We start from the raw sequence: 23795 nt of genomic DNA on the forward strand, positions 1-23795 counted from the left end.
CCCCCGCCCCCCCCCCCCCGCGCCCCGCCCCCCCCCCCCCCCCGGCCGCCCCCCCCCCCCCCCCCCCCCCCCCCCCCCCCCCCCCCCCCCCCCCCCCCCCCCCCCCGACAGTTTCCGTGCGCGTCCAGCCCACGGAAAAAGAAAAAGAGCAAAGAGCAAAGAGCAAAGAGCAAAGAGCAAAGAGCAAAAGCACTCGCTCCGACCCGCCCAGGCCGAGTCAATCCAGAGCCGATGAACTCAGGCTTTGCGCTCCAGCTGTAGAAAGCGGCGCCGGCCGCAGGCCGGCCAAACACCCCGCTGCGCTGCGGCGCGACCTGCGGACGACCGATCTGGGATAATGGGGATTCTTGTTTCCTCTGCTGCCGGACCCGGTCATGACCCAGAAGACGCTGCTCAACGATACCCACCGCGCCCTTGGCGCCAAGATGGTCGATTTCGGGGGTTGGGACATGCCCATCCACTACGGCTCGCAGCTCGACGAGCACCACCTCGTTCGTCGCGAGTCGGGTGTGTTCGACGTCAGCCACATGACCGTGGTCGACCTGCGCGGTGACCAGGTCAAGCCGTTCCTGCGCCGCCTGCTGGCCAACTCGGTCGACAAGCTGAAGGTGACCGGCAAGGCGCTGTACTCGTGCATGCTGAATCCGCGCGGCGGCGTCATCGACGACCTGATCGTCTACTACCTGGGCGACGATTTCTTCCGCATGGTGGTCAATGCCTCCACCCGCGAGAAGGACCTGGCCTGGCTGCGCGAGCAGGCTGCACCGTTCGGCGTCACCGTCGAGCAGCGCCCGGACCTGGCCATCCTCGCCGTGCAGGGCCCGCAGGCGCGCGACATCGTCATCGGCCTGGCCCGCGAAAGCGATCGCGCAGCGCTGGCCAAGCTGGGCCGTTTCGCCGCCCTGCAGGTGCAGTCCGATGACGGCGTCGAACTGTTTGTCGCCCGTACCGGTTACACCGGCGAAGACGGCTTCGAAATCCTGCTGCCGCAGGATGCCGTGGTCGCGTTCTGGAACCGCCTGCTGGCGGCGGGCGTGAAGCCGGCGGGCCTCGGCGCACGCGACACGCTGCGCCTGGAAGCCGGCATGAACCTGTACGGCCAGGACATGGACGAAGAGATCAGCCCGTACGAAGCGGCGCTGGCCTGGACCGTGTCGCTGGACGAAGGCCGCGACTTCATCGGCCGCGAGGTGCTGGAAGCGCAGAAGGCTGCCGGCACCGCCCGCCAGATGATCGGTCTGGTGATGGACGAGAAGGGCGTGCTGCGCCATGGTCAGGCGGTGACCACCGCCGGCGGCCAGGGCGAGATCCTGTCCGGCACCTTCTCGCCGACCCTGGCCAAGGGCATCGCCTTCGCCCGTGTACCGGCCGGTGAACTCGGTGAGGTCACCGTCGACATCCGTGGCCGGCAGGTGCCGGTGCGCGTGGTCAAGTTCCCGTTCGTGCGCGAAGGCCAGGCCCAGCCCGGCGTGCTCGCCGACGCCTGATCCGAAACTGCCGATCGTCACTGACAGCAGTGGCGGCCGGTTGGTTACACTAGCCCCGTTTTTTCCACCCCTGCATATCTCTGGAGCAGTCCCATGAGCGAGATCCCCGGCGACCTCAAGTTCCTCAAGTCCCATGAGTGGGCCCGTGTCGAAGGCAATGGCCGTGTCACCGTCGGTATTTCCGACCACGCCCAGGGCCTGCTGGGTGACCTGGTCTACGTCGAACTGCCGGAAGTCGGCGCCGACGCAAAGGCTGGCGAGCAGATCGCCGTTGTCGAGTCGGTGAAGGCCGCCTCGGACGTCTACAGCCCGATCAGCGGCAAGGTCGTCGAGGTCAACTCGGCGCTGTCCGACAAGCCGGAAACCATCAATGAAGATGCCTACGGCGAAGGCTGGATGTTCGTGGTCGAACTGACCAACGCTGAAGAGGTCAACGAACTGCTGGATCCGGACGCGTATGCCGAAGCCCTGGAAAACGACGACCACTGAGTCGTCACTTCCGGGTTCTGGAACGGCCACCTTCGGGTGGCCGTTTTTGTTTTGGCGAGTGCGTCGGACTCATGACGGCGGGTTCGCTCTGCACCCTTGGCGTGGCATCAGCCGACAGACGAACGGTGCCGATCAGCGTGCGCAGTTTTGCGCAAATCCGCGTTTCCGCCCCGCGCCGAAGCGATCGAATGTGAAAACTTTTCGCCCCCCGTTGCGGCCCCGTTGTGCTGGCGTTGGCGACGGTGCGGGTGACCATCGGCGATGCACGTGCGCTGTTGTCCGGAACATGTGCCTATCTGCGCAGAGTGCTTATTTCAAGTGTTTTTTGTTCAGAGAGCGCATCGACTTCGTCGTATGCGGCGCGCGTGCGCGCCGCTTCAATGGTCGTTGCAGGGCGCGCACGGCGGTGGCGAGGGCGGCGTCCGGGATGGCGCGGATGTGAAAATTTTTCGCGGGGGTTGTTGACAGTAAAAAAAACCGTGATTAGGTTTCGCCTCAGCAGACCTTGCCTGCCCAACCGAGTGCGCAGAATCAATCGTCCGATGCGAAGCAGCCCCTTCAAGACCACCGCGACCCTGATGACGGTGGACATGGCCCCGCTTCCCCCGGAGAAATGCAAGGCAACTCCCGTTCCGATGTCCGCTCCGCCGATCGAGGCGGGCATTGCCGCATCCGTAACGGCGCGCCTGACGCGCCGGCGGTCCCCGCACGCAGCATCCGCGGGTTTGATCCACCTGGGCGTTTCAACTCCCTATCACTGACGAGGAGCCATCCCATGGCAACCAAGAAAGCTGCGAAGAAGAAGCCCGCCGCCAAGAAAGCGGTGAAGAAGGTCGCGAAGAAGGCCGCTGCCAAGAAGGCAGTGAAGAAGGTCGCGAAGAAGGCGACCGCCAAGAAGGCAGTGAAGAAGGCTGCGAAGAAGGTCGCCAAGAAGACCACTGCGAAGAAGGCAGTGAAGAAGGCGGCGAAGAAGGTAGCCAAGAAGTCCACTGCCAAGAAGGCCGTCAAGAAGACCGCGAAGAAGGCCGTCAAGAAGGTAGCCAAGAAGGCCACCAAGAAGACTGCCAAGAAGGCAACGGCCCGCAAGCCGGCCAAGAAGGTCGCGAAGAAGGCCACTGCCAAGAAGGCTGTCAAGAAGACCGCCAAGAAGGCAGTAAAGAAGACCGCGAAGAAGGCGACCAAGAAGGCTGCCCCGAAGAAGGCAGCGAAGAAGGTTGCCAAGCGCAAGCCGGCCGCCCGCAAGAAGAAGGCTGCTCCGGTCGCTCTGCCGGCAACCCCGGCGCCGCTGATCTAAGTACTTCCCGATAGCCGCATCCTGAAACCCCCTTCCCTGACTGCCCAGCGGGGAGGGGGTTTTTTTATGGGCCGTTTGCAGGGTCGAGCCGTGCTCGACTGCTTTTCCGACGGGCGACGCTAGCGGTGCGGCGCCGGTGGAAAGCGCTCCACCAGGAAGTCCAGGAAGCTGCGCAGGCGGGTCGAGTGGTAGCGATCGTGGGCGTAGACCACGTGCATCGGCCGACCGGTCTGGCCGAACTCAGGGAACAGCTGCACCAGGCGTCCGGTGTCGATGTCGGCAGCCAGCAGCAGTGCCGACTGCAGCACGATGCCCAGCCCATGCAGCGCTGCCGTGCGCAGCGCTTCGCCGTTGTTGATCTGCAGCCGGCCGCCGGGCACACGCTCGAGTTCGCCAGCATCGGCCTGCAGCCACTGTGCGAGTGCGCTCGGTTCGAAGGACAGGCACTGATGCAGGGCGAGGTCCTGCAGGCTGCGAGGCGTGCCATGCCTGGCCAGGTACGCCGGCGATGCGCACATCATCAAGCGATACGGTGCCAGCGCACGCGCCACCAGCATGCTGCTGTCGGCCAGCGTGCCGATGCGCAGCGCCGCTTCGAAACCCTCCTCGGGGAGGTCGACCACGCGGTCGCTCAGCGTGACTTCGACCCGGACATCCGGATGGCGCGCCATGTATTCGGCCAGTGCCGGTACCAGTGCGTGCGTGCCGAAGATCACCGGTGCACTGATGCGCAACGTGCCCGCCGGTGCCAGCTGCTGGTGCTGCGCCTGTGCGTCCGTTTCTTCCACCAGCCGCAGGATCTCCCGGCAGCGCGTGTAGTAGTCCTCGCCGAAGGGCGTCATGTGCTGGCGCCGGGTGGTACGGCTCAACAGCTGCATCCCCAGCCGTGCTTCCAGCGCACGCAGGTGCTTGCCGGCCATCGTCGCCGAGATATCCATCGCCGCCGCCGCAGCGCTGAGGCTGCCCTTGTCCACGATCAGCACGTAGACCTGCATGCTCTCCAGCAGATTCATCTGACACCCCGGGTGTTGAATGCTGAAACCTGCGCGGAGTTTATCAATCAGGGGTGATCAAACAGCATGTACTGCACGGGCCGGATGTACCGGCTGGCGGATTGGGAGAACATCATGGATCTGGGGCTTGAAGGGCGTACCGCGCTGATCACCGGGGCGGGCAGTGGCATCGGTGCCGGTGTGGCCAGGCTGCTGGCGGCCCAGGGAGTACGCATTGCGATCAGTGCACGGCGTGCCGAGCCGCTGCATGCACTGGCGGCAGAGATCGAATCTGCAGGCGCGCCGGCACCGATCGTCCTGCTGGGCGACCTCACCGATGCGGAGCAGGTACGCCACATTGCGGATGCAGCCTCGGCGGCACTGACGCGTGTCGACATCCTCGTCAATGCGGCTGGAGGAGGCCGGCCGACCACGGTGGATGCGGGGGACGATGTCTGGGAGGAAGCCATGGCCTTGAACTTCTCTTCGGCACGACGCCTGACCCAGGCACTGCTGCCGGCGATGCAGGCGCAGGGCTGGGGGCGGGTGATCAACCTCAGCGGTTCAATGGAACCGCGCGCGGTGAATGCTGCCACGGCGGCGAAGGCGGCGTTGCATCTGTGGAGCAAAGGGCTGTCGTCGGCGCTGGCCTCACAGGGCATCACGGTCAATGCAATCGCGCCGGGACGCATCAACAGTGCTCAGATCCGGGACCGCCTGCATCCCACCGAGGAAAGCCGGCGTGAGTTCATCGAACGCAACATTCCGATCGGGCGTTTTGGTGATCCGGAGGAGGTGGCGCCGCTGGTGGCCTTTCTGGCCTCGCCCTTGGCCGGCTACATCACCGGCGCGGTGATTCCGGTGGATGGCGGCATGCACTACTTCGCGCATTAGCCTTCCGTTTGTAGAGTCGAGCGGTGCTCGACTGCTTTGCTCTACAACTGCCAACAAAAAGGGCGACCCGCAGGCCGCCCTTCGCACACACGGTGAAGCCCGCCAACTCAGCGCGGCGAGGCCACCGCACGGTTGCTCGAAGCACCCTTGCCCTTGCGCTTGTCCTGCTGCGCCGGGCTCGCGCCTTCGGCCATCAGGTTGTCACTGCCGAAGTCGGTGTCCACGTCCAGCCAGCGCTGCGTCGGCAGGCCGAGCGCGGAATCGAGCACCGTCGGCAGCAGGCCGCTGGGCAGGCCGCTTTCGCCGTTCCACATGATGGCGATGCCGAGATCGCGTTCCGGCACCAGCGCGACCAGGCCGCGATAGCCCTGCACGGCACCGGCATGGAACACCACATCGTGGCCGGCGTAGTCGAAGGTGCGCCAGCCCAGTGCGTAGCCGGCCGAATGCAGGCGCTCGCGGCGCCAGCCCGAACGCATTTCGCCCGGGGTGTTGATCAGGCTCGAATGCAGGGTGGCCAGCAGCGGTGCCGGCAGCACGTCCGGGCGATGGCCGGTGTGGGCCAGCAGCCACTGCGCCATGTCGCTGGCGCTGGCGTTGACGCCGGCGGCCGGGGCGACGCGGTAGTAGGTCGGCTTCGGTGTCAGCGACACCCAGCCATTGCGGCTGCGCACGTGCGGACGCGCCCAGCGCGAGCTGGCCTGGATGCCGGCCAGGCCGAGGCTGGCATCGTTCATGCCCAGCGGCTTGAAGATGCGGCGCTCGACCGACTGCTCGTAGAAGCTCCCCGAGGCGGCATAGACCACGTCGCCGATCAGGCTGAAGGCCACGTTCTGGTAGGCGTAGCAGTCGCCCGGCAGGCACTTCAGGCTGGTATTGGCCAGCTTCTGGGTGAGTGCGTAGTACTCGGCGTTGCCTTCGATGTCGCGGTCGTAGGCGTTGTACGGCAGGCCGACGCGGTGGCTGAGCACGTCGGCCACGGTCAGGCGATCGGTCGCTTCCGGAGAGTTCAGGCGGAAGCCCGGCACATAGTCGGTGACCTTGCTGTCCCAGCGCAGCGTGCCATCGTTGACCAGCAGTCCGGCCATGGTGCCGGCGAAGGCCTTGGACAGCGATGCCAGGCGGAACACGGTGTGGGCGTCGACCGGCAGCGGGTTGTTGACATCGGTAACGCCATAACCACGCGCGCTGAGTACGCGGCCACCCTGCACGATGGCCACGGCCATGCCGGGCACACGCTCGCCATAGGTGAGTTGCTGCGCCATCGATTCGATGTTGGCCACGTTGAAGCCGGCCGCCGGCAGCTGCACCTGCGGCACCAGGCCGGTGCGGTAAGCGGCGGGCTGGGTGTGGGCGACGGCGGTGGCGGCGGATTCGATGTTGGCCGGCATCGGCGGCAATGGCGGCGGGGTCTGCGCGGTGGTGGACAAGGCAACGGGCATCAACATGCCCAGCAAACCGGTGGCCGCCGAACGGATCGGACGACGCAGGCTGTTCTTTTTCATCGTGGAGACCCGTGCGCGACTGCTGATGGCGATTCTAGCGCCGCTTTTCCCTTGTGCACAAACAAAGCGAAGATGAATGCGCATCTCGTTGAAAAAGTTGGAATTTTGACGCCCCGAAAGCATGTGTCGGAACGTGCCGTCCGGGCGGGGCCGTGACACTGCGTTGCGGCCTTCTGCGAGGCTGCTGCTGGCGATGTTGCAGTGCATTGGCTAACGTACGCGCTTCACCGCCCCGGAGCCTGCCATGCCGCTGTCCAACCGCCGTCTTCTGGCGAGGGACACCGCGTGAGCGCGGTGAAGGGCAAGGGGCCGTTGCGTGGGCTGACGGCGGCACTGCGTGAGTCGCCGGCGCTGTGGTGGTCGTTCCTGTACTTCTTCTGCCTGCTCAGCGGCTACTACGTGCTGCGCCCGGTGCGGGAGGCGATGGCCGCCTCGGCCGACCTGGAGACCGTGTTTCCGCCGATGCTGATCGCCTGGTTCGCCAGCCACGGCATCGCGCTGAAGGATTTCGTCCTGCAGTTCCTGTTCTCCTGCGTGTTCGTGATCATGCTGGTGCTGCAGCCGGTGTACGGCTGGCTGGTCAGCCGCTTCCCACGGCGGGTGTTCCTGCCGGCGGTGTATGGGTTCTTCATCGTCACCTTGCTGGGTTTCTACGTACTGTTCGACAGCGGTGTGCCAGGCCGCGGCATGGCGTTCTTTTTCTGGATCACCGTCTTCAACCTGTTCGCGGTGGCGGTGTTCTGGAGCTTCATGGCCGATGTGTTTTCCAACGCGCAGGCACGTGCCTTCTACGGTTACATCGGCGCGGCCGGCACCATCGGTGCCTTTCTCGGGCCGATCATCACCGGTGCACTGGTGCAGCGTGTGGGCATCGCCAACCTGATGCTGGTCTCGGCCGGATTCCTCGCCATCTGCCTGTTGAGCATCTGGCGACTACGGCACTGGGCGGTGCTGCGTGAGCAGGAGCAGCAGCTGGTATCCGGCGAGCAGCCGATGGGTGGCAGCGTGCTGGACGGTCTGAAACTGATCGTGCGTGAGCCGTTGCTGCGCTGGCTGGCGATCATGGTGGTGTTCGGTGTGGGCGTGGGCACCCTGCTGTACAACCAGCAGGCCAGCATCGTGCGTGCGGCGTTCAACGATGCAGGCGCTGCCACGGCCTTCTTTTCGCGTATCGACCTGGCGGTGAACGCACTGGCGCTGCTGATGCAGCTCGGCCTGACCCGCTGGCTGCTGTCGCGCCACGGTATCGCGCCGGCCCTGTTGATCCCTGGTTTTGCGATCCTGATCGGCTTCTCGGTGCTGGCCGCATCGCCGCTGCCGATGATGGTGGCGGTGGTGCAGGTGATGACCCGCGCCAGCGAGTTCGCATTGGCCAAGCCGGCACGCGAAACCATCTATACCCGCGTGGACCGGCAGTGGCGCTACAAGGCCGGTGCGGCCATCGATACCGTGGTGTACCGCGGCGCGGACCTGAGCTTTGCGTGGGTGCACAAGGGCTTGTCGTTGTTTGGTTCACACGTGGTGTTCATCGGCGGCGTGGTGGTTGCCGCGTGCATGACCGCCGCCGCATTCGGTGTGCTGCGCGAAGAAAAGAAGCTGCCGCGCGACCGCTGAGCCGCGCGGGGTCGGCTCCCTCTCCCACGGAGAGGCTCTGACCCCATCACCCCATCCATCTATCCAAGGAACCGCCCATGTACTGGATCGCCCTCGCCCTGACCCTGCTGGTCGCCCTGCTGCACGTCTATTTCCTGGTGCTGGAAATGTTCCTGTGGACGCGCCCGCTGGGCCTGAAGACCTTCCGCAACACGCCAGAGAAGGCAGAGACCACGCGCGTGCTGGCGGCCAACCAGGGCCTGTACAACGGCTTTCTGGCGGCGGGCATCGTGGTGGGGCTGGTGATCGATCAGCCGGTGCTGGTGACGTTCTCGCTGGCCTGCGTGGTGGTGGCCGGGTGCTATGGCGCGTACAGCGTGAGCCGGCGCATTTTCATGATCCAGGCCGTACCGGCCATTCTGGCGCTGGTGTCGCGAGCGCTCTGACGTGGGCGCGTGCTGGCAGGCGCCGCCGCTCAGCGGCTGATGGCGCGCATGAAGCCCAGCCACATTGGCACGGCATGCAGCGCCGCACCCAGCACGAACAGGCCCGTCAGCAGGTGTACGCGCCAGTCGTTGATGCGCAGGAAGACGAATTGTTCAAGCGCGCGGCCCACCCAGAACACCGCCATGAAACCCAGCAGGACCAACCCCAGACGAGTGCCGACCAGGTCCGGGGCAAAGATCAGCGCGATCAGCCCCATTCCCAGGAACACATAGATCACGCGCAGATTGAGGATCTGCATGATCGCGCGGTTGACTGTGCCGAGCTGGGCGAGCTCGCGTTTCCAGCCGAACAGCCGCCAGAACGCCAGATGGAAGGCGGCAAACCCCAGGCTGTGAATGCCTGCCAGGCGCACAAGCAGTTCAGCGGTCGTCATGGTTGATCAGCCTATACGCGGAGGGCGCGGCGATACCCACATCGCGATGGTCGCATGGAACACCTCGGTCCCTGCCGCATCGGTCACGCTGACCTTCACGGGCAGGTCGTAGCCGTCCGCAGCACTGACGATGGACAACATGGGCGTCGCCACGGCCTTCAACGTGCCCAAGGCCTTGGCCTGGTATTTCACTTCCATGCCCTTGGGGATCCAGCGCATGTCTGCCGGCAGGCTGGCGTCCACCATCACCCCGCCGACCAGCTCGGCCAGGTTGCACATCGCGATCGCATGTACCGTGCCGATGTGGTTGTTGATGCGGCGGTGCTGGCGGATCACGCCTTCGCAGCGGCCAGGCTCCAGTGCGGTGATGGTGGGTGCGATGCTGGCGAAGTAGGGCGCCTTGAAGCACACCGCGCGCGAGAACAGCCAGTTGCCGGCAGGCCAGCGCTGCAGGCGGTGGTAAAGCGAGAGCAGGGGCGTGGACATGGTTGATGTTCCGGTCGGCGGATAAAGCGACGGCGGGCCGAGGCCCGCCGTCGTGGCAACGCGTGTCGCGGGCGATCAGGCCGCCTGCGAATGCGGGTCCTTGTGCTGGCGGTCGTAGTAGCTGGCCGCGCGCAGTTCGTGGGTGTCGAAATCGTCCACGGTGATGGTGTCCAGGGTCAGCGTGCGCAGTTCTTCCAGCAGGCTGCGCTCGTCCTGGGTGATGACGCCTTCGGCCACGGCCTCGTCCAGCTGGCTCTTGAAGTCCAGCGCTTCGATGCCCTTGCTCTTCAGCGCCTTCAGGAACTTGCGCTCCACCGGCTCGGCCATGATCGCCTTGCTCAGGTAGCTGTTGATACGGCCGCCCGGGTTGTTCTCGCACGGGGTCAGGAACACGCCGCTGGCCAGACGGTCGCGGGCTTCGTTCGGCGCCATCAGCAGAGCAGCAACACGGCGGCTCAGGCGGTCGCCGGGGGCCTCGGCACGACGGCCCAGCGGGAAGATCAACGCCCACATCAGCCAACCGATCGGACGGATCGGGAAATTGCGCAGCGCGGCCGACAGCGATTCTTCGATCTTGTGCACGCTGTCATGGAAGGCCCAGGCCAGCAGCGGCTGGTCGGCCTGCGGTGCGCCTTCGTCGTGGTAGCGCTTGAGCATGGCGCTGGTCATGTAGACGTGGCTCAGCACATCGCCCAGGCGGCCGGACAGCGATTCCTTGAACTTCAGCTTGCCGCCGAGGGTCATCATCGAGATGTCGGCCATCAGCGCCAGGTTGGCCGAGTAACGGTCCAGCTTGCGGAAGTAGCGGCGGGTGTAGGCGTCACCCGGGGCAGCACCGAAGCGTGCACCGGTCAGGCCGAACCAGAACGAACGCACGGCATTGGAGAGGCCATAGCGGATGTGGCCGAACAGGCTGCGATCGAACTCCTGCAGAGCGGCACGGGTATCCGGATCCTGCGCGGCCTTCATTTCCTTCAGCACCCACGGGTGGCAGAGGATCGCACCCTGGCCGAAGATCAGCAGGCTGCGGGTCATGATGTTGGCGCCTTCCACGGTGATCGCGATCGGCGCGGCCTGCCAGCTGCGGCCGGCGAAGTTGCGCGGCCCCAGGATGATGCCCTTGCCGCCGATCACGTCCATCATGTCCGAGATCACTTCGCGGCTCATGTTGGTGCAGTGGTACTTGGCGATCGCCGACGGCACCGACGGCACGTCACCACGGTCAACCGCCGCGGCGGTGGCCTGCGACAGCGCACTGATCTTGTAGGCCTTGCCGCCGATGCGGGCCAGCGCTTCTTCCACGCCTTCGAAGCGGCCGACCGACAGGCCGAACTGCTTGCGGATGCGCGCATAGGCGCCGGTCACCGCGGCACCGGCCTTGGCACCACCACTGGCGGTGGACGGCAGGGTGATCGAGCGGCCCACGGCCAGGCACTCGTTGAGCATGTTCCAGCCCTTGCCGGCCATGGCAGCGCCACCGATCAGCTGGGTCAGCGGAATGAACACGTCCTTGCCGCGGATCGGACCGTTCTGGAACGTCGAGTTCAGCGGGAAGTGGCGACGGCCGATTTCAACGCCGGCGGTGTCGCGCGGCAGCAGGCCCAGGGTGATGCCGATGTCGCGGGTATCGCCGATCAGGCCATCCGGATCGTACATGCGGAAGGCCAGGCCGATCAGCGAAGCGACCGGGGCCAGGGTGATGTAGCGCTTGTCGAAGGTCAGCTTGACGCCGAGCACCTGCTCGCCGTTCCACTCGCCCTTGCAGACGATGCCGTAGTCCGGAATCGAGGTGGCGTCGGAGCCGGCGAACGGACCGGTCAGGCCGAAGCACGGCACTTCGCGGCCATCCGCCAGGCGCGGCAGATACTGGTCCTTCTGTTCCTGGGTGCCGTAATGCACCAGTAGTTCACCCGGGCCCAGCGAGTTGGGCACGCCGACGGTGGAGCTGACCACCGAAGACACCGACGCCAGCTTCTGGATCACCTTGTGGTGGGCCAGCGCAGAGAAGCCCAGGCCGCCGTACTCCTTCGGGATGATCATGCCGAAGAACTTGTTCTTCTTGATGAAGGCCCACAGTTCCGGCGGCAGGTCGGCGTGGACGTGGGTGATTTCCCAGTCGTTGACCATGGTGCACAGCTCTTCCACCGGGCCATCGAGGAAGGCCTGTTCTTCGGCGGTCAGCTGCGGCTTGGGATAGTTGAGCAGGATGTTCCAGTCCGGATCACCGGTGAACAGTTCACCCTCGAAACCGACCGAGCCGGTTTCCAGCGCGATGCGCTCGGTCTGCGACAGTGGCGGCAGCACCTTGCGGAACACCTTCATCATCGGGCCGGTCAGCAGCGGCTTGCGGATGAACGGCAGCAGCAGCGGCACGGCGATGACGGCCAATACAGCGGCTGCGACGATCGTGGCGGTCTGGTTGACGTAGGGAATGAACCAGCAGGCGGCCAGCAGGGCCACGCTGATCAGCGTCCAGGTAACCAGCCGCATGCGGTGGTAGGCGACGAACGCGCCTGCCAGCAGCAGGGCGAGGAAGGGAAGAACGATGCTCATGAGCGTGCTCCGGTGACGTGCTCGTTTGTGGCGGACGAAGCCGCAGCGTCTGCTGCGGGCAACACGTCCAGATAGTCCAACACAGTAGCGGTAAAGGCGTCGTTGTCATCGCCGGCGACCATGTGCGTGGCCTGCGGCAGCTGTACATGACGCGCGTGCGGCGCCAACGCCAGGAATTCGGCCACGGTCTGCGGCGTGACCAGGTCGCTGCGACCGCCGCTGACCAGCAGCAGCGGGCACTTTACCTGGCGCGCGGCTTCGGCCAGTGCGTCCTGGTGCTGTTCGCTGTCGCGGGCCAGTTCGGCCACCAGGCGCGGATCCCAGTGCCAGCGCCAGCGGCCGTGACCGTCTTCGCGCAGCAGCGCGCGCAGCGACTGCTCGGATTTGCGCGGACGGTGCGGCATGTAGGCCGAGATCACGTCGGCGGCCTGGCTCAGCGAGGCGAAGCCGTCGGGATGGGCGGTCATGAAGGCGAGGATGCGCTCGACACCGGCGGTATCCCAGCGCGGGGTGATGTCGACCAGCACCATCGCCGAGAACAGGCCCGGCCAGCGCGACTCGGCCAGCAGGCCGAACAGGCCCCCCATCGAGGCCGCAACCAGCACCGGCGGGCGCGGCTGTTCACCGGCCAGCACGATCAGGTCATCGGCGAACTGTTCGCCGTGGTAGGGCAGGTCGGCGGCATTCCAGTCCGAATCGCCGTGACCACGTGCGTCATAAGCCAGCGTCTGCAGGCCGGCTGCAGACAGGGCACGCGCGGTGGCATTCCAGGCGTGACGGGTCTGGCCGAAACCGTGCGCGAACAGCACCCGGCCACGACGACCGTGGTCGCTGGCAGTGGCGGCGAGGCGGGCACCATGGGCCGCCTCCAGGTGCAGGTCATGGAACGCAGCGGGAGTAGGGGACGTAACCATACTTGCTAGTATGGATCGCTTGTGAGGGAAGTCAATACTGCATCGTATGGTGCGGTGCGGCAGCCCTGCGGGAGAGCCCTTTGACGGTTTCGCCCGCAACGGCGTACTGCAACGAACCCCGGCGTATGGTTAAATCAGCCCATGAATCAACCTGACGCTTCCGCCGGCGAACCGCGCGCCGGCCGCAACAGCCGCCTGAGTGCCGAAGACTGGGCCCAGGCGGCCCTCGACCTGATTGCTGAACAAGGCGTAGGCGCCGTTGCGGTGGAACCGCTGGCGCGGCGCCTCGGCGTGACCAAGGGCAGTTTCTATTGGCATTTCCCCTCGCGTGACGCCTTGCTGCAGGCCGCGCTGGAACGCTGGGAACTGTTCGAACAGGAACAGGTGTTCGGCAGCCTGGAAGACGTGCCGGACCCGCGCGTGCGCCTGCGCCAGCTGTTCCAGATGGTGGCGCATGAAGTGCAGCCGCACATCATCTACAGCGAGCTGCTGAAGGCACTGGACCATCCGATGGTGCGTCCGGTGATCGACCGCGTGTCGCAGCGCCGCCTCGACTATCTGATCGCCTCGTTCCGCCAGGCAGGGCTCAGCTCGACCGATGCGCGCCACCGCGCACGCCTGGCCTACGCGGCCTATGTCGGCTTCCTCCAGCTGTCGCTGCAGCTGCAGCAGCCCAAGCAGGCGCGCGAGGATTTCGAGGCCTATGTCGAGCATCTCATCGAGACGCTGATTCCGAACGGTTGAGCGTCGTTGCTGCGTTGAATGCAGAAAGGCCGCGGCAATGCCGCGGCCTTTTCCGTTGGTGCTGCCGCGATCTGGCAGGCACAAAAAAACAACGGCCCCTTGCGGGGCCGTTGCTGCATCAGCTGATCAGTGGATCGATCAGAACTTCTGCTTGTACTGCATGTACATGTAGCGGCCCGGCAGGTCGTACTGCGGGTCGAACATGTTGTACGAGGTGTAGTACGAAACCGGCGGGCTCTTGTCCCACGCGTTGTTCAGGCCGACCATGATGGTGCCCTTCCACGGCGTGTTGTAGCGGAACTGGATGTCGTGGTAGGTCGTGGCACCAATGTGGTTCGTTCCCTTCGCGCCATCAGAGCAGTATGCGAAGGTTTCCGGTTCCTTGACTGGATCAAACGGGCACGGTTCGGTCATGCCGGACTTGTAACGAATGCCGTAGTTGACCCCGAAGTCCCCGTAGGACCAGTCCACATACAGATTGGAACGGATGCGCCAGTACGGATCCTGGTCGAGATAGCGTCCCTGGCGACCCTCGATCGGAGCATCCTGAGTCGACTTGGTATCCCACTTGGACAGGTAGGTGCCGTCCAGAGTGATGGTGAACTGGCCGATCGAAGTTTCCGGCAACTTATACAGGATGCCCAGATCCCAACCTTCCACCTTGTACGACGCCAGGTTCTGCAGCGGCATGTTGACGTTGGTGATGGTGTAACGCTGGTTGGTGCTGCCGTAGTTCGGGTCACGCGTGATCAGGCCGCAGTTGGCTGCCTGCTCCTGCGCGGTGCCGCCATAGCAACGATCCATGATGTCCTGGATGGCCGGACGGGTGATGGCGTCCTCGATCTTGATCTGCCACCAGTCCAGGGTCACGTTCAGACCCTGCACGAAGCTCGGGCTCCACACCAGGCCCAGCGTCTTGCTGGTCGAGGTTTCCGGCTTCAGGTTCGGGTTGGCCTGCCAGGTGAACGGCTCAGGAGTCTGCTTCGCACCACTACCAGCGCCCGGCTGAACGAAGCCGATCGGCACGCCCTCTGCCGCACATTGTGCCGCGATAGCGCCGGTACGGCGACCAGACGTTGAGGAGCACGGATCGATGTAGCTCTCGAACGAGTCAGCATCACCGCGATACAGGTTGTTGATGCTCGGGGCGCGGAAGCCTTCCGAGTAGTTACCACGCACCATCAGGTCGTCGATCGGCTTCCAGCGGAAACCGAACTTGTTGTTGGTGGTGTTGCCGAAGTTGCTGTACTTCGAGTAGCGGGTTGCCGCGCTGAAGTCGAGCAGCTTGGCGCCCGGCAGGTCAGCCAGCACCGGGATCGACAGTTCCAGGAAGAACTCGTCCAGGTCATAGCTACCCTTGGTGGGGGATGCTCCGTTGCCGGTGCTCAGGCCAGAGGCGATGAAGGCGTCCGGATCGAACTGACCGGTTTCCTTGCGATATTCGTAACCAGCTGCGAAGCCCAATGCACCCGCCGGCAGCTGCACGATTTCGCCGGAGATGTTGGCGTAATAACCCTTGGACACCAGGCTGGCGGAGTCATGCGCGGTGAACGAGGTGTAATCCAGTGCCTCCTGCGAGATCGAACCCATCCCACCCAGCGGATTGATCGGGGCGCAGCCCGGAATGATTGCGCCAGCGGAGTTGAGGCACACAGCCTTGCCATCGCGGATCGCCGAGGGACCATATGCCTCGGCCAGACGCTGCTTGTTGAACAGGCCGTAGGTCAGATCGTTCTGGTCGGTCTTGTCGTAGCGGTAGCCGACATCCCAGTCGAAATTGCGGTCGGCGAATTCGAAGAAGCCCTCGAAACCACCGTAGAAGTGCCAGTTCTTGACGTTCTGGTTGAACGAACGTCCACCGGTTTCGTTGAAGCGGCGCGCGACGCCAGTCAGATCAACGCCGTACGGATTGTACATGCTGCCCGCGCTGAGGCGCTGGCCGGTGACCGGCATGGCAGCCAGCAGCTGTTCGGACTTGCGTTCGTTGTACATCGCCTCGGTGCGGAAGGTGATGTTGTCGGTAACGTTGTAAGAACCCACCGCGAACAGCGAGGTGCGCTCGTTGGGGGTCAGCAGGTAGTTGTCCGGCGCGGTGTTGTAGCCGTGAACATTGGGATCGAACGGCGTTTCAACGCCGTTGAGGATGATGTAACGCTCGTCGTTACGCAGATACGAACCCGGAATACCGGTGCTGCTCTGGCCGCTGAAGAACGGCGGGCCACCGGCGGAGATCTTGCGATCGCCGGCCATCACGGCCTTTTCGTTGACGTAGGAGACGCCCAGCACCAGCGAAGCGCGGTCAGTGGTGGTGCCCAGAGTGAAGTCGGCCGCTTCGCGGTCGCCGTCACCGGCGCTGTACTGGCCCTTGTAGAAGTTGGCTTCCGCGCCATCGAAGTTCTGCTTGGTGATGATGTTCACCACGCCGGCGATCGCGTCCGAACCGTAGATGGTCGATGCGCCGTCCTTCAGGATGTCGATGCGCTCGATCATCGCGGTCGGGATGGTGTTCAGGTCGACGCTGCCATCCAGGCCGGTGGTCCAGCGGCGGCCATTGACCAGCACCAGAGTGCGCTCGGAACCCAGGTTGCGCAGGCTGACGCCGGCAGAACCGTCACCGCCGTTGTTGTAGGTACGGTTCAGGGCGGCACCGTTGGCGGCAACGCGCTGCAGGATGTCGGCGACCGAAGTCACGCCCTGCTTTTCGATGTCGGCGCGGGTCAGGCTCAGGACCGGCTGCGAGGTTTCGATGTCGGTGCTCTTGATGCGCGAACCGGTGACCGAGATGCGGTCAAGGTTGGTCGCTTCCTGGGCCTGGGCGGTGGCAGTGGACGCCACACCGGCAACGAGCGCGATCAGAACGGCATCGCGCAGCTTGTTGGACTGGAAATTCATTGGCTCTCTCTCTCCAAGAAATCTTGGCTGGGTTAATGCCCGGCGGGGGAGCGAAAAGCGCTCCCAAATCGCGAGGCTGAGCCGATAGTAGCGGGCGTTCGCCAAGAATTAAAGCTGCGTTAATCAAGTCTATGATTTTGGTAAAAATGAAAATTGATGCACGAAATCAAGGGGTTGAATCGCAGGTGACATCACTCTGTCTCGTTTGTTAGCGCAAAGTGATGAAAAAAGTTTCCGTTGATGTGTATCGCAGTGTGTCGACGTGAATTGCGCGGTATCCAATTCGTCGAAAAGCGCTCTGCGTGTATCACGAACGCGCATACGCAACGGGCGCCTTTCGGCGCCCGGGAGAAGTCACTGCAGGAAGACCCAGGAGGTGGGGTCAGAGATCCTGTTCGTAACGCACGTACGGCACGGTGCCGTCGTCATTGCTTTCATTGCGCGGGGAGAACGGATTCTTGCCGCGGCTGATCACGTTCTCGGCGCCAACGGTAAGTTGGCCAGACCACGGGGTACGCCAGGTCAGGCCGATGCCCAGGCCCTCCCACTTGCCGGGCTTGCCCGGCACGTCGATCACGCGGCCGATGATGCTGCCGGTGAAGTTGCCGTAGCCGGCGCCGATGCTCAGGCTCTTGCTGTCCCAGCGGTCGACGATGGACGGTGCGGCATCGGCCAGCGGTACCAGGCGGGCCTTGGCGTAGGTACCGGCGATCGAGACAAAACCCTCGCGGCCGATGTTCTTCTGCGCGAATACGGTCAGATCGTTCTGCTCGGCACGCAGCGAGGGTGTCTTGTTCGGGCCGGACAGCCACGCCGGAAGTGTTTCACGACCGGTGCCGGCGGTGATGCCGAGACGGCTGCTGCCGCGGTTCAGCGCGGCGGTACCGGTGAAGCGGCGGCTGTTGAGGTCGTCGTCGTCACCCAGGCTGGCCAGCATGCAGTGACTGGCCAGGCCGCTCATGCTGGTCCCGCTGCTGCTGTTGCAGAGCAGGCCCAGCGAATCGCCGGAGGACAGGCCGAAGGCTGCATCCAGCGAGTTGCGGCCGAAGTGCCAGCGGGCGCCGGCGGCCTGTTCACCGGTGGGCTCCAGGTACAGCAGGGCCTCGACCTTGCCGCTGCCCTTGTTCCATACCGGCAGCACGGTCCGGGTGTCCTTGCTCTGCGCGTGCACGCCCGTGATCGCGCCAAGGGCGATCAGCAGGGCCAGCGGTAGACGCAGGAAGGTACGCATCGGACCAGTTCAGACAGGGACGGACAACGGAAGTTCCCGCGGAGACGGGAACTTGATCCTAGGGTGTTTATGAATTCTTAACAAGCCTTGATCCCCCCAGATGCAAGACAAGCTGTTTACTGAAGCCGTTCAGGCGCCGGTACAGTCCCCTCGGCACCGTGGAACAGTATGCCGAACTCCGTCAAAGGAAAGTGATACTCCCGCCCGCAGAATTCGCAACGGACCTCGACGGCGCCGGTGTCCGCGGCTGCGGCACGGGCCTCGTCCTCGCCGAGCGACTGCAGCATCGACGCGACCCGCTCGCGGGAACAGGAGCAGGCGAAGGACAGCGGCTTGCCGCCCATCAGTTCCGGCTTCTCTTCGTGGAACAGGCGGTGCAGCAGCTGCTCGGCCGGGGTGGCCAGCAGCTCGGCTTTGCCCAGGGTCTCGAACAGGGCGCTGGCACGCGCCCAGCCGTCCTCGTCACCCTCGTCGCCCGGCAGCTTCTGCAGCAGCAGGCCGGCGGCGCCGTTGCGGTCGGCGGCCAGCAGCAGGCGGGTCGGCAGCTGTTCGGACTGGCGGAAGTAGTCCTCGAAGGCCTCGTCCAGCTCCGGTGCGGTCAGCGCGACCAGGCTCTGGTAGCGCTGCGGCTCGCGCGGGTCCAGGCCCGGATTCTCGATGGTGATCGCGAGCAGGGCGTCATCACCCAGGCTGGACAGGTCGCGCGGCGCATCGGCGCCGTCGCTGAGCTGGGCGATGCCGCGCAGGGTACCGGCGGCGGTGCACTCGGCAAACAGGGTGCGCAGCGCGGTGCTGCTGCGCAGCTGGATCGAGAGGCGGCCATCGATCTTGGTGTGGCCGGTGAACAGCGCCGAGGCCACGCAGGCCTCGCCGAGCAGTTCGGCGGCGGTATCCGGGTACTCGGCGTGGGACAGGATCTCCTGCCAGGTCGCCTGCAGGCGCACGTGGACGCCACGGACGCCAGCGTCGGGAAGCAGGAAGCGGATCAGGGAATCGGGGTTGGCGGTCATCGGCTCACATCGCGCGTAAACGAGGGCGGTTGCCGGATAATGCGCCGACAACCGGATAGAAGAAGGATGCACCAGTAATGGGGGCAGGGGGAGAGCAGCACAAGGTGGAGGCCATCGCGGAAGTCCCGCGCCGCAGGCGCTGGCGCTGGAAACGGCTGCTCTGGCTGCCGCTGCTGCTGGCCGCTTTCAGCTGCCTGCAGGTACTGGTGCTGCGGTTCATCGACCCGCCGGTATCCACGGTCATGCTGTGGCGCTATGGCGAGGCATTGGGGGAGGCCGACTGGTCCTATCGCCTGCATTACCAGTGGCGCGACCTGGACCAGATGGCAGCGAGCCTGCCGATCTCGCTGGTGGCCGCGGAGGACCAGCGCTTCCCCGACCACAATGGCTTCGACCTGCAGGCCATCGAGAAGGCCCGCGACCACAACGCCAAGGGCGGACGCCTGCGGGGGGCCAGCACGATCAGCCAGCAGGTCGCCAAGAATCTGTTCCTCTGGCAGGGCCGCAGCTGGATCCGCAAAGGCTTGGAAGTCTGGTACACGGTGCTGATCGAAGCACTGTGGCCGAAGGAACGGATCCTGGAGATGTACGCCAACATCGCCGAGTTCGGCGACGGCGTCTATGGCGCGCAGGCGGCGGCGCAGACGTTCTGGGGCAAGGATGCGTCCCGGTTGAGTCCGGCCGAGAGTGCACGGCTGGCGGCGGTGTTGCCGGCACCGCGGCGCTACAACGCGGCAAAGCCAGGGCCGTACGTGCAGCGGCGCGCGGCATGGATCCAGCGCCAGGCACGGCAGCTGGGCGGCGCGGCGTACCTGTCGGAAGACTGAGGACACCTGTCATCGGGGCGGCAGGCCGTGCACCTGCAGGCGACGTACAATCCGGGCATGAACCGCGAACGCCTTACTGTCGTCATCGCCGCCTACAACGAGGAGCAGGCGCTGCCGTGCCTGCATCCCCGCCTGTGTGCGGTGTTGGACGGAATGCCCGACATCGATGGCCACATCCTGTATGTGGACGATGGCAGCCACGACGGTACCTGGCAGGTGATCGCAGGATTGGCGCAGGACGACGCGCGCGTATCGGCGTTGAAGCTGTCGCGCAATTTCGGCAAGGAGGCCGCGCTGACTGCCGGCCTGGATCTGGTGCGCGACGGCGCGGCGATGATCCTGGATGCCGATGGCCAGGACCCGCCGGAACTGGTGCCGCAGTTCGTTGCGCGCTGGCGCGAGGGCCATGACAACGTCTATGGCACGCGCATGGCCCGCGATGGCGAAGCCTGGATCAAGCGCGCCACGGCGGCGGCGTTCTATCGGGTGATCGGTCGCCTGTCACGCACGCCGATCCCTGCCGACACCGGTGATTTCCGTCTGTTGTCGCCACGCGCGCTGAGTGCGCTGCGCGAGATGCGTGAACGCCATCGCTTCATGAAGGGCCTTTTCAGCTGGGTCGGATTCAAGCGTATTGCTGTGCCCTACCACCGTCACGCGCGGGTGGCCGGCTCCAGCAAGTTCAGCCTGTGGCGGCTGTGGAACTTCGCGCTGGAGGGCATCACCGGGTTCTCGACCGTTCCCCTGCGGGCGGCGACCTACATGGGCCTGGCAACGGCGGCGGTGGCCTTCGTATTCGGCGTGTGGGTGATTGCCAAGGCGGCCCTGTACGGTGACCGCGTGGCGGGTTGGCCGACGATGATGGCGGTGATCCTGTTCCTGGGCGGGGTGCAGTTGATCGCGCTGGGCCTGATCGGCGAGTACCTGGGACGGCTGTACGAGGAATCCAAGCAGCGCCCGTTGTACCTGGTTGACGCGTGGCTAGCATCCGCCGTGGCAGACTCGGCCCTGCAACCCACCCTCGGAGGGCAGGCAGATGACCACGGTACGGCAACTGTTGGACGGCAAGTCTCCTGAAGTGCATGCGGTCGCGCCGGATGCGGCGGTGATCGATGCGATCCGGTTGATGGCGGAAAAGGGCATTGGCGCGGTGCTGGTGATGGACGGTCCGCGGCTGGTCGGGATCCTTTCGGAGCGCGATTACGCGCGCAAGATCGTGCTGCGTGATCGTTCGTCGCGGGATACGGCGGTGGCCGAGATCATGACGGCGAAGGTGGTGACGGTCTCGCCAGGCGAGCAGGTGGAGCACTGCCTGCAGCTGGTGACCGACTACCGCATCCGCCACCTGCCGGTGGTGGAGGGAGCACAGGTGCTGGGGGTGATTTCCATCGGCGACCTGGTGAAGTCGGTGATCGATGCGCAGCGGCGCGAGCTGGATCAGCTGCAGCAGTACATCGTGGCAGGGTGAGTTGTTCGCTGGCGGGCCTGCGGCCCGCCGGCCCGCTTTTCGAAGCCAGAGCCAGAGCTGAGGGCAGCGCCTTCCTGGTACGCCGGGAGGCTGAGGGCATGGGCGTGCAGGACACGCCGCAAGTACGTCCCTGTAGGCTCGATGGCGCCATCCATGGCGCCAACGGTCCTGCACGCCCATGCCCTCTGCCTCTGGATACATTGCCGCGAGCGCGGTGAGATTCGCCGCAGACGATCTGCTTTGGGTAGCTGCCAACCTTGGTTGGCAACAGCTTTTGAATTTGCTTTTTTCTTCTGACTTTGAATTTCCGCTCTCGTTCCGCGCGCAGGAACCTGTCCGGAGCCGAAGCAAGGCGGCAGGCAGGACCGTGAGGCGCATGGATGCGCCGACCGAGCCTACAGGGACGTATTTACGGCGTGTCCTGCCTGTCGCCTTGCTCCGGCTCTACGCGCGGGAAAAGAGGCGCCGCGAACAACGCTGTAACTCTACTTCGCATACTGCCCCCCGCAGTCGGCATCCTTCCCCGGCCCCGGTTCGATGGTCGCCAGCAACGCCGCCGGTGGGGCGATGCTGCCCAGTGCCAGGGCCACGGCTCCCCGGATGCCCAACGCCTTGAAGTCCGGTCGGAATGACGGGTCCTTGAACGTGCCACTGATGTGCAGTGGAGAGCGCAGCACCAGAATGCTCTTGTCCTTCGGGCGTGGTTTCAGCAGCAGGTCCAGGGTCTCGTCGCGCAGGCTGACCGTGCCTTCGCCGATGAGGATCGTATCGGTGGTGTCCACCGCCAGCGCCTGGCTGGTCATCAGGCCGTCGCGCACGCCGAAGTCGGCGAAGGCGCAGCGCAGGGGAATCTGTTTGTCGCCGGTCACCAGGAATTTCAGTGATTCGGTGATGTCCAGCCCTGCCAGTTCCATCACCAGGTTGCCGACATGGCCGCGGCCCATCGCCAGGCCGACCTTGCCACTGCTGCTGCCGAGCATCGCGGCGATCGAGTTGCCGCGGCCGCTCAGGTCCACCTCGCCGCCGATGCCGCCCTTGGCCTGCTCGGCAAGTTTCGCGTCCGGAAACAGCTGGCCGAGCTGCACGCCGCGCACGCTGGCCTTCAGGGCGGTGCTGATCTGCGGACGGCGCGCGTCCATGCGGATCGTGCTGCGGATATCGCCTCCGGCCACGCCGAAGTTCAGCGGGTCCAGCCGCAGTACGCCGTCATCCAGCAACAGGTGCGCGTTCATGTCGTCTAGCGGCAGCGATGGCGCGTTGATGCGGTGGGCTTTCCAGCGCACGTCGGCATCCATCGCGCGCAGCTTGCCGAGGTTGTAGGGCGTGTCGGGCAGCACGCGTGCGCGGGCGGCAACCCGTGCGGCCTCGGCCTTCTGTTCGGCGTTGGCGGTTTCGCCGCCGCCGGTTTTCGGTGGGGCACCGACGAAGCCGGCAAGGTCATCGAAGTCCAGGCGCTTGGATTCCAGCGTGGCGGTCAGCCGCGGCCGCGCACCGCCCACTTCGAACTGCAGATTGCCACCGAGGTCGCTGTCGCCGACCTTGCCGGTGAAGGCGTCGTAGCGCCAGACGTTGTGGTCACGCTTGAGCCGGCCGTTCAACGCATAGGGTGGCGACGGCGGAATGGCAATGCCGAGCAGCGGATAGAGGTCGGCGAGGTCCTGGCCGCTGAGCGCAAACTGCAGATCGAACACGCGCAGCTGGAAGGGATTGGTCAGCGTGCCACTGGCTACCGCGTGGGTGGCGCCTGCTCGGCCATCGAGATGGATGCGGAACGGATGGTCGCTGTCGGTCAGCTCCAGCGGTGATTCCGTGCCGCCACGCAGGGTGAACGGATTGCCCTGCCAGTGTCCCTTGCCCTGTACCAGCAGCGGTGGCGCCGCATCGGCCTGTTTCGGCTGGCCGCTGCGCACGTCCACGCGGATATCGGTACGGCCGAGCGCGTCGAGGAACTGCAGGCGACCGTCATCGATGCGCAGCCGTTTGAGCTGGGGGCTGGTCCCGCCGGCGCTGTCACCGAGGAAATCCCAATTGCCCGGTTCGCCCTTGCGCGGGGCGGTTTCCAGCAGCACGTCCGGCCGGGTCAGGCGTACTTCGGGCAGCTGCACGCTGCCGCGCAGCAGGGGCCACACCCGCACGTCGATCTCGACGCGGTCTGCGGTGGCCATATCGGGTTGCTTCGCCCAGCTTGCATTGGCGAAGGTGATCGCATCGGCGCGGATCGTACTGGTGCGGCCGAGGTCGACATCAAGGTTCCCGATGTGCAGTGCACGGCCGGTGCGTGCCTGCACCGCGCGCTCAACCGGCCCCTTGAGCCAGTTCCAGTCCCACAGCGCGATCAGCAGCAGGAGTGCCGCCAGCAGGAAGATCAGGATCGTGAGCCAGCGCCGGCCTCGTGGGCCGGGGCGGCGGAGGCGCCAGCGGGTCGTGCGCTTTGCGGCAGGGGAGGCGGCAGCATTCACGCCGCCATGGTTGCCCCCTCTTCGTGGACAGGGCGCGAAGCGTCCATGTGCGTGGTGTGCACACGCCGCGTTCGAAC

21 protein-coding genes are annotated in these 23795 nt (G+C 65.2%); 10 read left to right on the top strand and 11 right to left on the bottom strand.

Annotation, left to right across the window (positions count from 1 at the left end; all coding sequences use genetic code 11):
• Nucleotides 1-374 precede the first annotated feature (374 nt).
• The gene (gene gcvT / locus V3B48_RS04495; protein ID WP_125895566.1) at nucleotides 375-1487 is read left to right on the top strand and encodes a glycine cleavage system aminomethyltransferase GcvT; all 1113 of its coding nucleotides are present in this window, start codon (nucleotides 375-377) and stop codon (nucleotides 1485-1487) included.
• Between the two features lie 93 nt (nucleotides 1488-1580).
• A complete protein-coding gene (gcvH, locus tag V3B48_RS04500; protein ID WP_005410701.1) occupies nucleotides 1581-1976 on the top strand; it encodes a glycine cleavage system protein GcvH in 396 nt (131 codons plus the stop codon).
• A 292-nt stretch (nucleotides 1977-2268) separates the two neighbouring features.
• Here the strand turns inward: gcvH and V3B48_RS04505 are convergent, their stop codons facing one another.
• Nucleotides 2269-2568 carry a hypothetical protein gene (locus tag V3B48_RS04505; RefSeq protein ID WP_125895567.1) on the bottom strand — a complete coding sequence of 100 codons (300 nt, stop codon included), beginning with the start codon at nucleotides 2566-2568 and terminating at the stop codon, nucleotides 2269-2271.
• 183 nt (nucleotides 2569-2751) lie between these two features.
• On the opposite strand from V3B48_RS04505, the gene V3B48_RS04510 reads away from it, so the two are divergent.
• A complete protein-coding gene (locus V3B48_RS04510) occupies nucleotides 2752-3270 on the top strand; it encodes a hypothetical protein (RefSeq protein WP_032130057.1) in 519 nt (172 codons plus the stop codon).
• A 119-nt stretch (nucleotides 3271-3389) separates the two neighbouring features.
• On the opposite strand, the gene V3B48_RS04515 is transcribed toward V3B48_RS04510, so the two are convergent.
• Nucleotides 3390-4283 carry a LysR family transcriptional regulator gene (locus V3B48_RS04515; RefSeq protein ID WP_329893282.1) on the bottom strand — a complete coding sequence of 298 codons (894 nt, stop codon included), beginning with the start codon at nucleotides 4281-4283 and terminating at the stop codon, nucleotides 3390-3392.
• A 114-nt stretch (nucleotides 4284-4397) separates the two neighbouring features.
• Between V3B48_RS04515 and V3B48_RS04520 the strand changes: the two genes are divergently transcribed.
• Nucleotides 4398-5156 carry an SDR family oxidoreductase gene (locus V3B48_RS04520; protein ID WP_032130070.1) on the top strand — a complete coding sequence of 253 codons (759 nt, stop codon included), beginning with the start codon at nucleotides 4398-4400 and terminating at the stop codon, nucleotides 5154-5156.
• 107 nt (nucleotides 5157-5263) lie between these two features.
• Here the strand turns inward: V3B48_RS04520 and V3B48_RS04525 are convergent, their stop codons facing one another.
• A complete protein-coding gene (locus tag V3B48_RS04525; protein WP_032130059.1) occupies nucleotides 5264-6661 on the bottom strand; it encodes a serine hydrolase domain-containing protein in 1398 nt (465 codons plus the stop codon).
• 285 nt (nucleotides 6662-6946) lie between these two features.
• On the opposite strand from V3B48_RS04525, the gene V3B48_RS04530 reads away from it, so the two are divergent.
• Together V3B48_RS04530 and V3B48_RS04535 are read left to right on the top strand one after the other, a co-directional pair.
• The gene (locus tag V3B48_RS04530) at nucleotides 6947-8275 is read left to right on the top strand and encodes an MFS transporter (protein WP_329893284.1); all 1329 of its coding nucleotides are present in this window, start codon (nucleotides 6947-6949) and stop codon (nucleotides 8273-8275) included.
• 77 nt (nucleotides 8276-8352) lie between these two features.
• Nucleotides 8353-8700, top strand: coding sequence for a DUF1304 domain-containing protein (locus V3B48_RS04535; protein ID WP_049463540.1), 348 nt, complete (start codon nucleotides 8353-8355; stop codon nucleotides 8698-8700).
• 29 nt (nucleotides 8701-8729) lie between these two features.
• Here V3B48_RS04535 and V3B48_RS04540 read toward each other — a convergent pair whose 3' ends face one another.
• The 4 genes from V3B48_RS04540 to V3B48_RS04555 form a co-directional block, all read right to left on the bottom strand.
• Complete coding sequence (locus V3B48_RS04540) at nucleotides 8730-9134, bottom strand: hypothetical protein (RefSeq protein ID WP_032130062.1); 405 nt, start codon at nucleotides 9132-9134, stop codon at nucleotides 8730-8732.
• Nucleotides 9135-9140: 6 nt separating this feature from the next.
• A complete protein-coding gene (locus V3B48_RS04545; protein WP_049420962.1) occupies nucleotides 9141-9620 on the bottom strand; it encodes a hotdog fold domain-containing protein in 480 nt (159 codons plus the stop codon).
• 75 nt (nucleotides 9621-9695) lie between these two features.
• Nucleotides 9696-12173, bottom strand: coding sequence for an acyl-CoA dehydrogenase (locus tag V3B48_RS04550; protein ID WP_329893285.1), 2478 nt, complete (start codon nucleotides 12171-12173; stop codon nucleotides 9696-9698).
• On the bottom strand, nucleotides 12170-13087 hold the full coding sequence (locus tag V3B48_RS04555) for an alpha/beta hydrolase (protein ID WP_032130065.1): 918 nt from the start codon (nucleotides 13085-13087) through the stop codon (nucleotides 12170-12172). The genes V3B48_RS04550 and V3B48_RS04555 overlap by 4 nt, the downstream gene beginning before the upstream one ends.
• Nucleotides 13088-13228: 141 nt before the next feature.
• On the opposite strand from V3B48_RS04555, the gene V3B48_RS04560 reads away from it, so the two are divergent.
• Nucleotides 13229-13831: a TetR/AcrR family transcriptional regulator gene (locus tag V3B48_RS04560; RefSeq protein ID WP_006464233.1), complete on the top strand. Its 603-nt coding sequence runs from the start codon at nucleotides 13229-13231 to the stop codon at nucleotides 13829-13831.
• A gap of 138 nt (nucleotides 13832-13969) precedes the next feature.
• On the opposite strand, the gene V3B48_RS04565 is transcribed toward V3B48_RS04560, so the two are convergent.
• From V3B48_RS04565 to V3B48_RS04575, 3 genes are all read right to left on the bottom strand, one after another.
• Nucleotides 13970-16723 carry a TonB-dependent receptor gene (locus V3B48_RS04565; RefSeq protein ID WP_329893286.1) on the bottom strand — a complete coding sequence of 918 codons (2754 nt, stop codon included), beginning with the start codon at nucleotides 16721-16723 and terminating at the stop codon, nucleotides 13970-13972.
• 382 nt (nucleotides 16724-17105) lie between these two features.
• Nucleotides 17106-17954, bottom strand: a complete 849-nt coding sequence (locus V3B48_RS04570) for a hypothetical protein (protein WP_049420960.1) — start codon at nucleotides 17952-17954, stop codon at nucleotides 17106-17108.
• Nucleotides 17955-18070: 116 nt separating this feature from the next.
• Nucleotides 18071-18964 carry an Hsp33 family molecular chaperone HslO gene (locus V3B48_RS04575; protein WP_032130068.1) on the bottom strand — a complete coding sequence of 298 codons (894 nt, stop codon included), beginning with the start codon at nucleotides 18962-18964 and terminating at the stop codon, nucleotides 18071-18073.
• A gap of 77 nt (nucleotides 18965-19041) precedes the next feature.
• On the opposite strand from V3B48_RS04575, the gene mtgA reads away from it, so the two are divergent.
• The 3 genes from mtgA to V3B48_RS04590 are packed head-to-tail and all read left to right on the top strand — an operon-like array spanning nucleotide 19042 to nucleotide 21259.
• Complete coding sequence (gene mtgA / locus V3B48_RS04580) at nucleotides 19042-19791, top strand: monofunctional biosynthetic peptidoglycan transglycosylase (protein WP_032130069.1); 750 nt, start codon at nucleotides 19042-19044, stop codon at nucleotides 19789-19791.
• 57 nt (nucleotides 19792-19848) lie between these two features.
• Nucleotides 19849-20868 carry a glycosyltransferase family 2 protein gene (locus tag V3B48_RS04585; protein ID WP_032130071.1) on the top strand — a complete coding sequence of 340 codons (1020 nt, stop codon included), beginning with the start codon at nucleotides 19849-19851 and terminating at the stop codon, nucleotides 20866-20868.
• Nucleotides 20828-21259 carry a CBS domain-containing protein gene (locus V3B48_RS04590; RefSeq protein ID WP_019336409.1) on the top strand — a complete coding sequence of 144 codons (432 nt, stop codon included), beginning with the start codon at nucleotides 20828-20830 and terminating at the stop codon, nucleotides 21257-21259. Before V3B48_RS04585 ends, V3B48_RS04590 begins: the two co-directional genes overlap by 41 nt.
• Before the next feature lie 485 nt (nucleotides 21260-21744).
• Here V3B48_RS04590 and V3B48_RS04595 read toward each other — a convergent pair whose 3' ends face one another.
• On the bottom strand, nucleotides 21745-23718 hold the full coding sequence (locus V3B48_RS04595) for an AsmA family protein (protein WP_329893287.1): 1974 nt from the start codon (nucleotides 23716-23718) through the stop codon (nucleotides 21745-21747).
• Between the last annotated feature and the right edge of the window lie 77 nt (nucleotides 23719-23795).

The organism is Stenotrophomonas sp. SMYL20 (genome assembly GCF_036320045.1).
Lineage (GTDB): Bacteria > Pseudomonadota > Gammaproteobacteria > Xanthomonadales > Xanthomonadaceae > Stenotrophomonas > Stenotrophomonas maltophilia_A.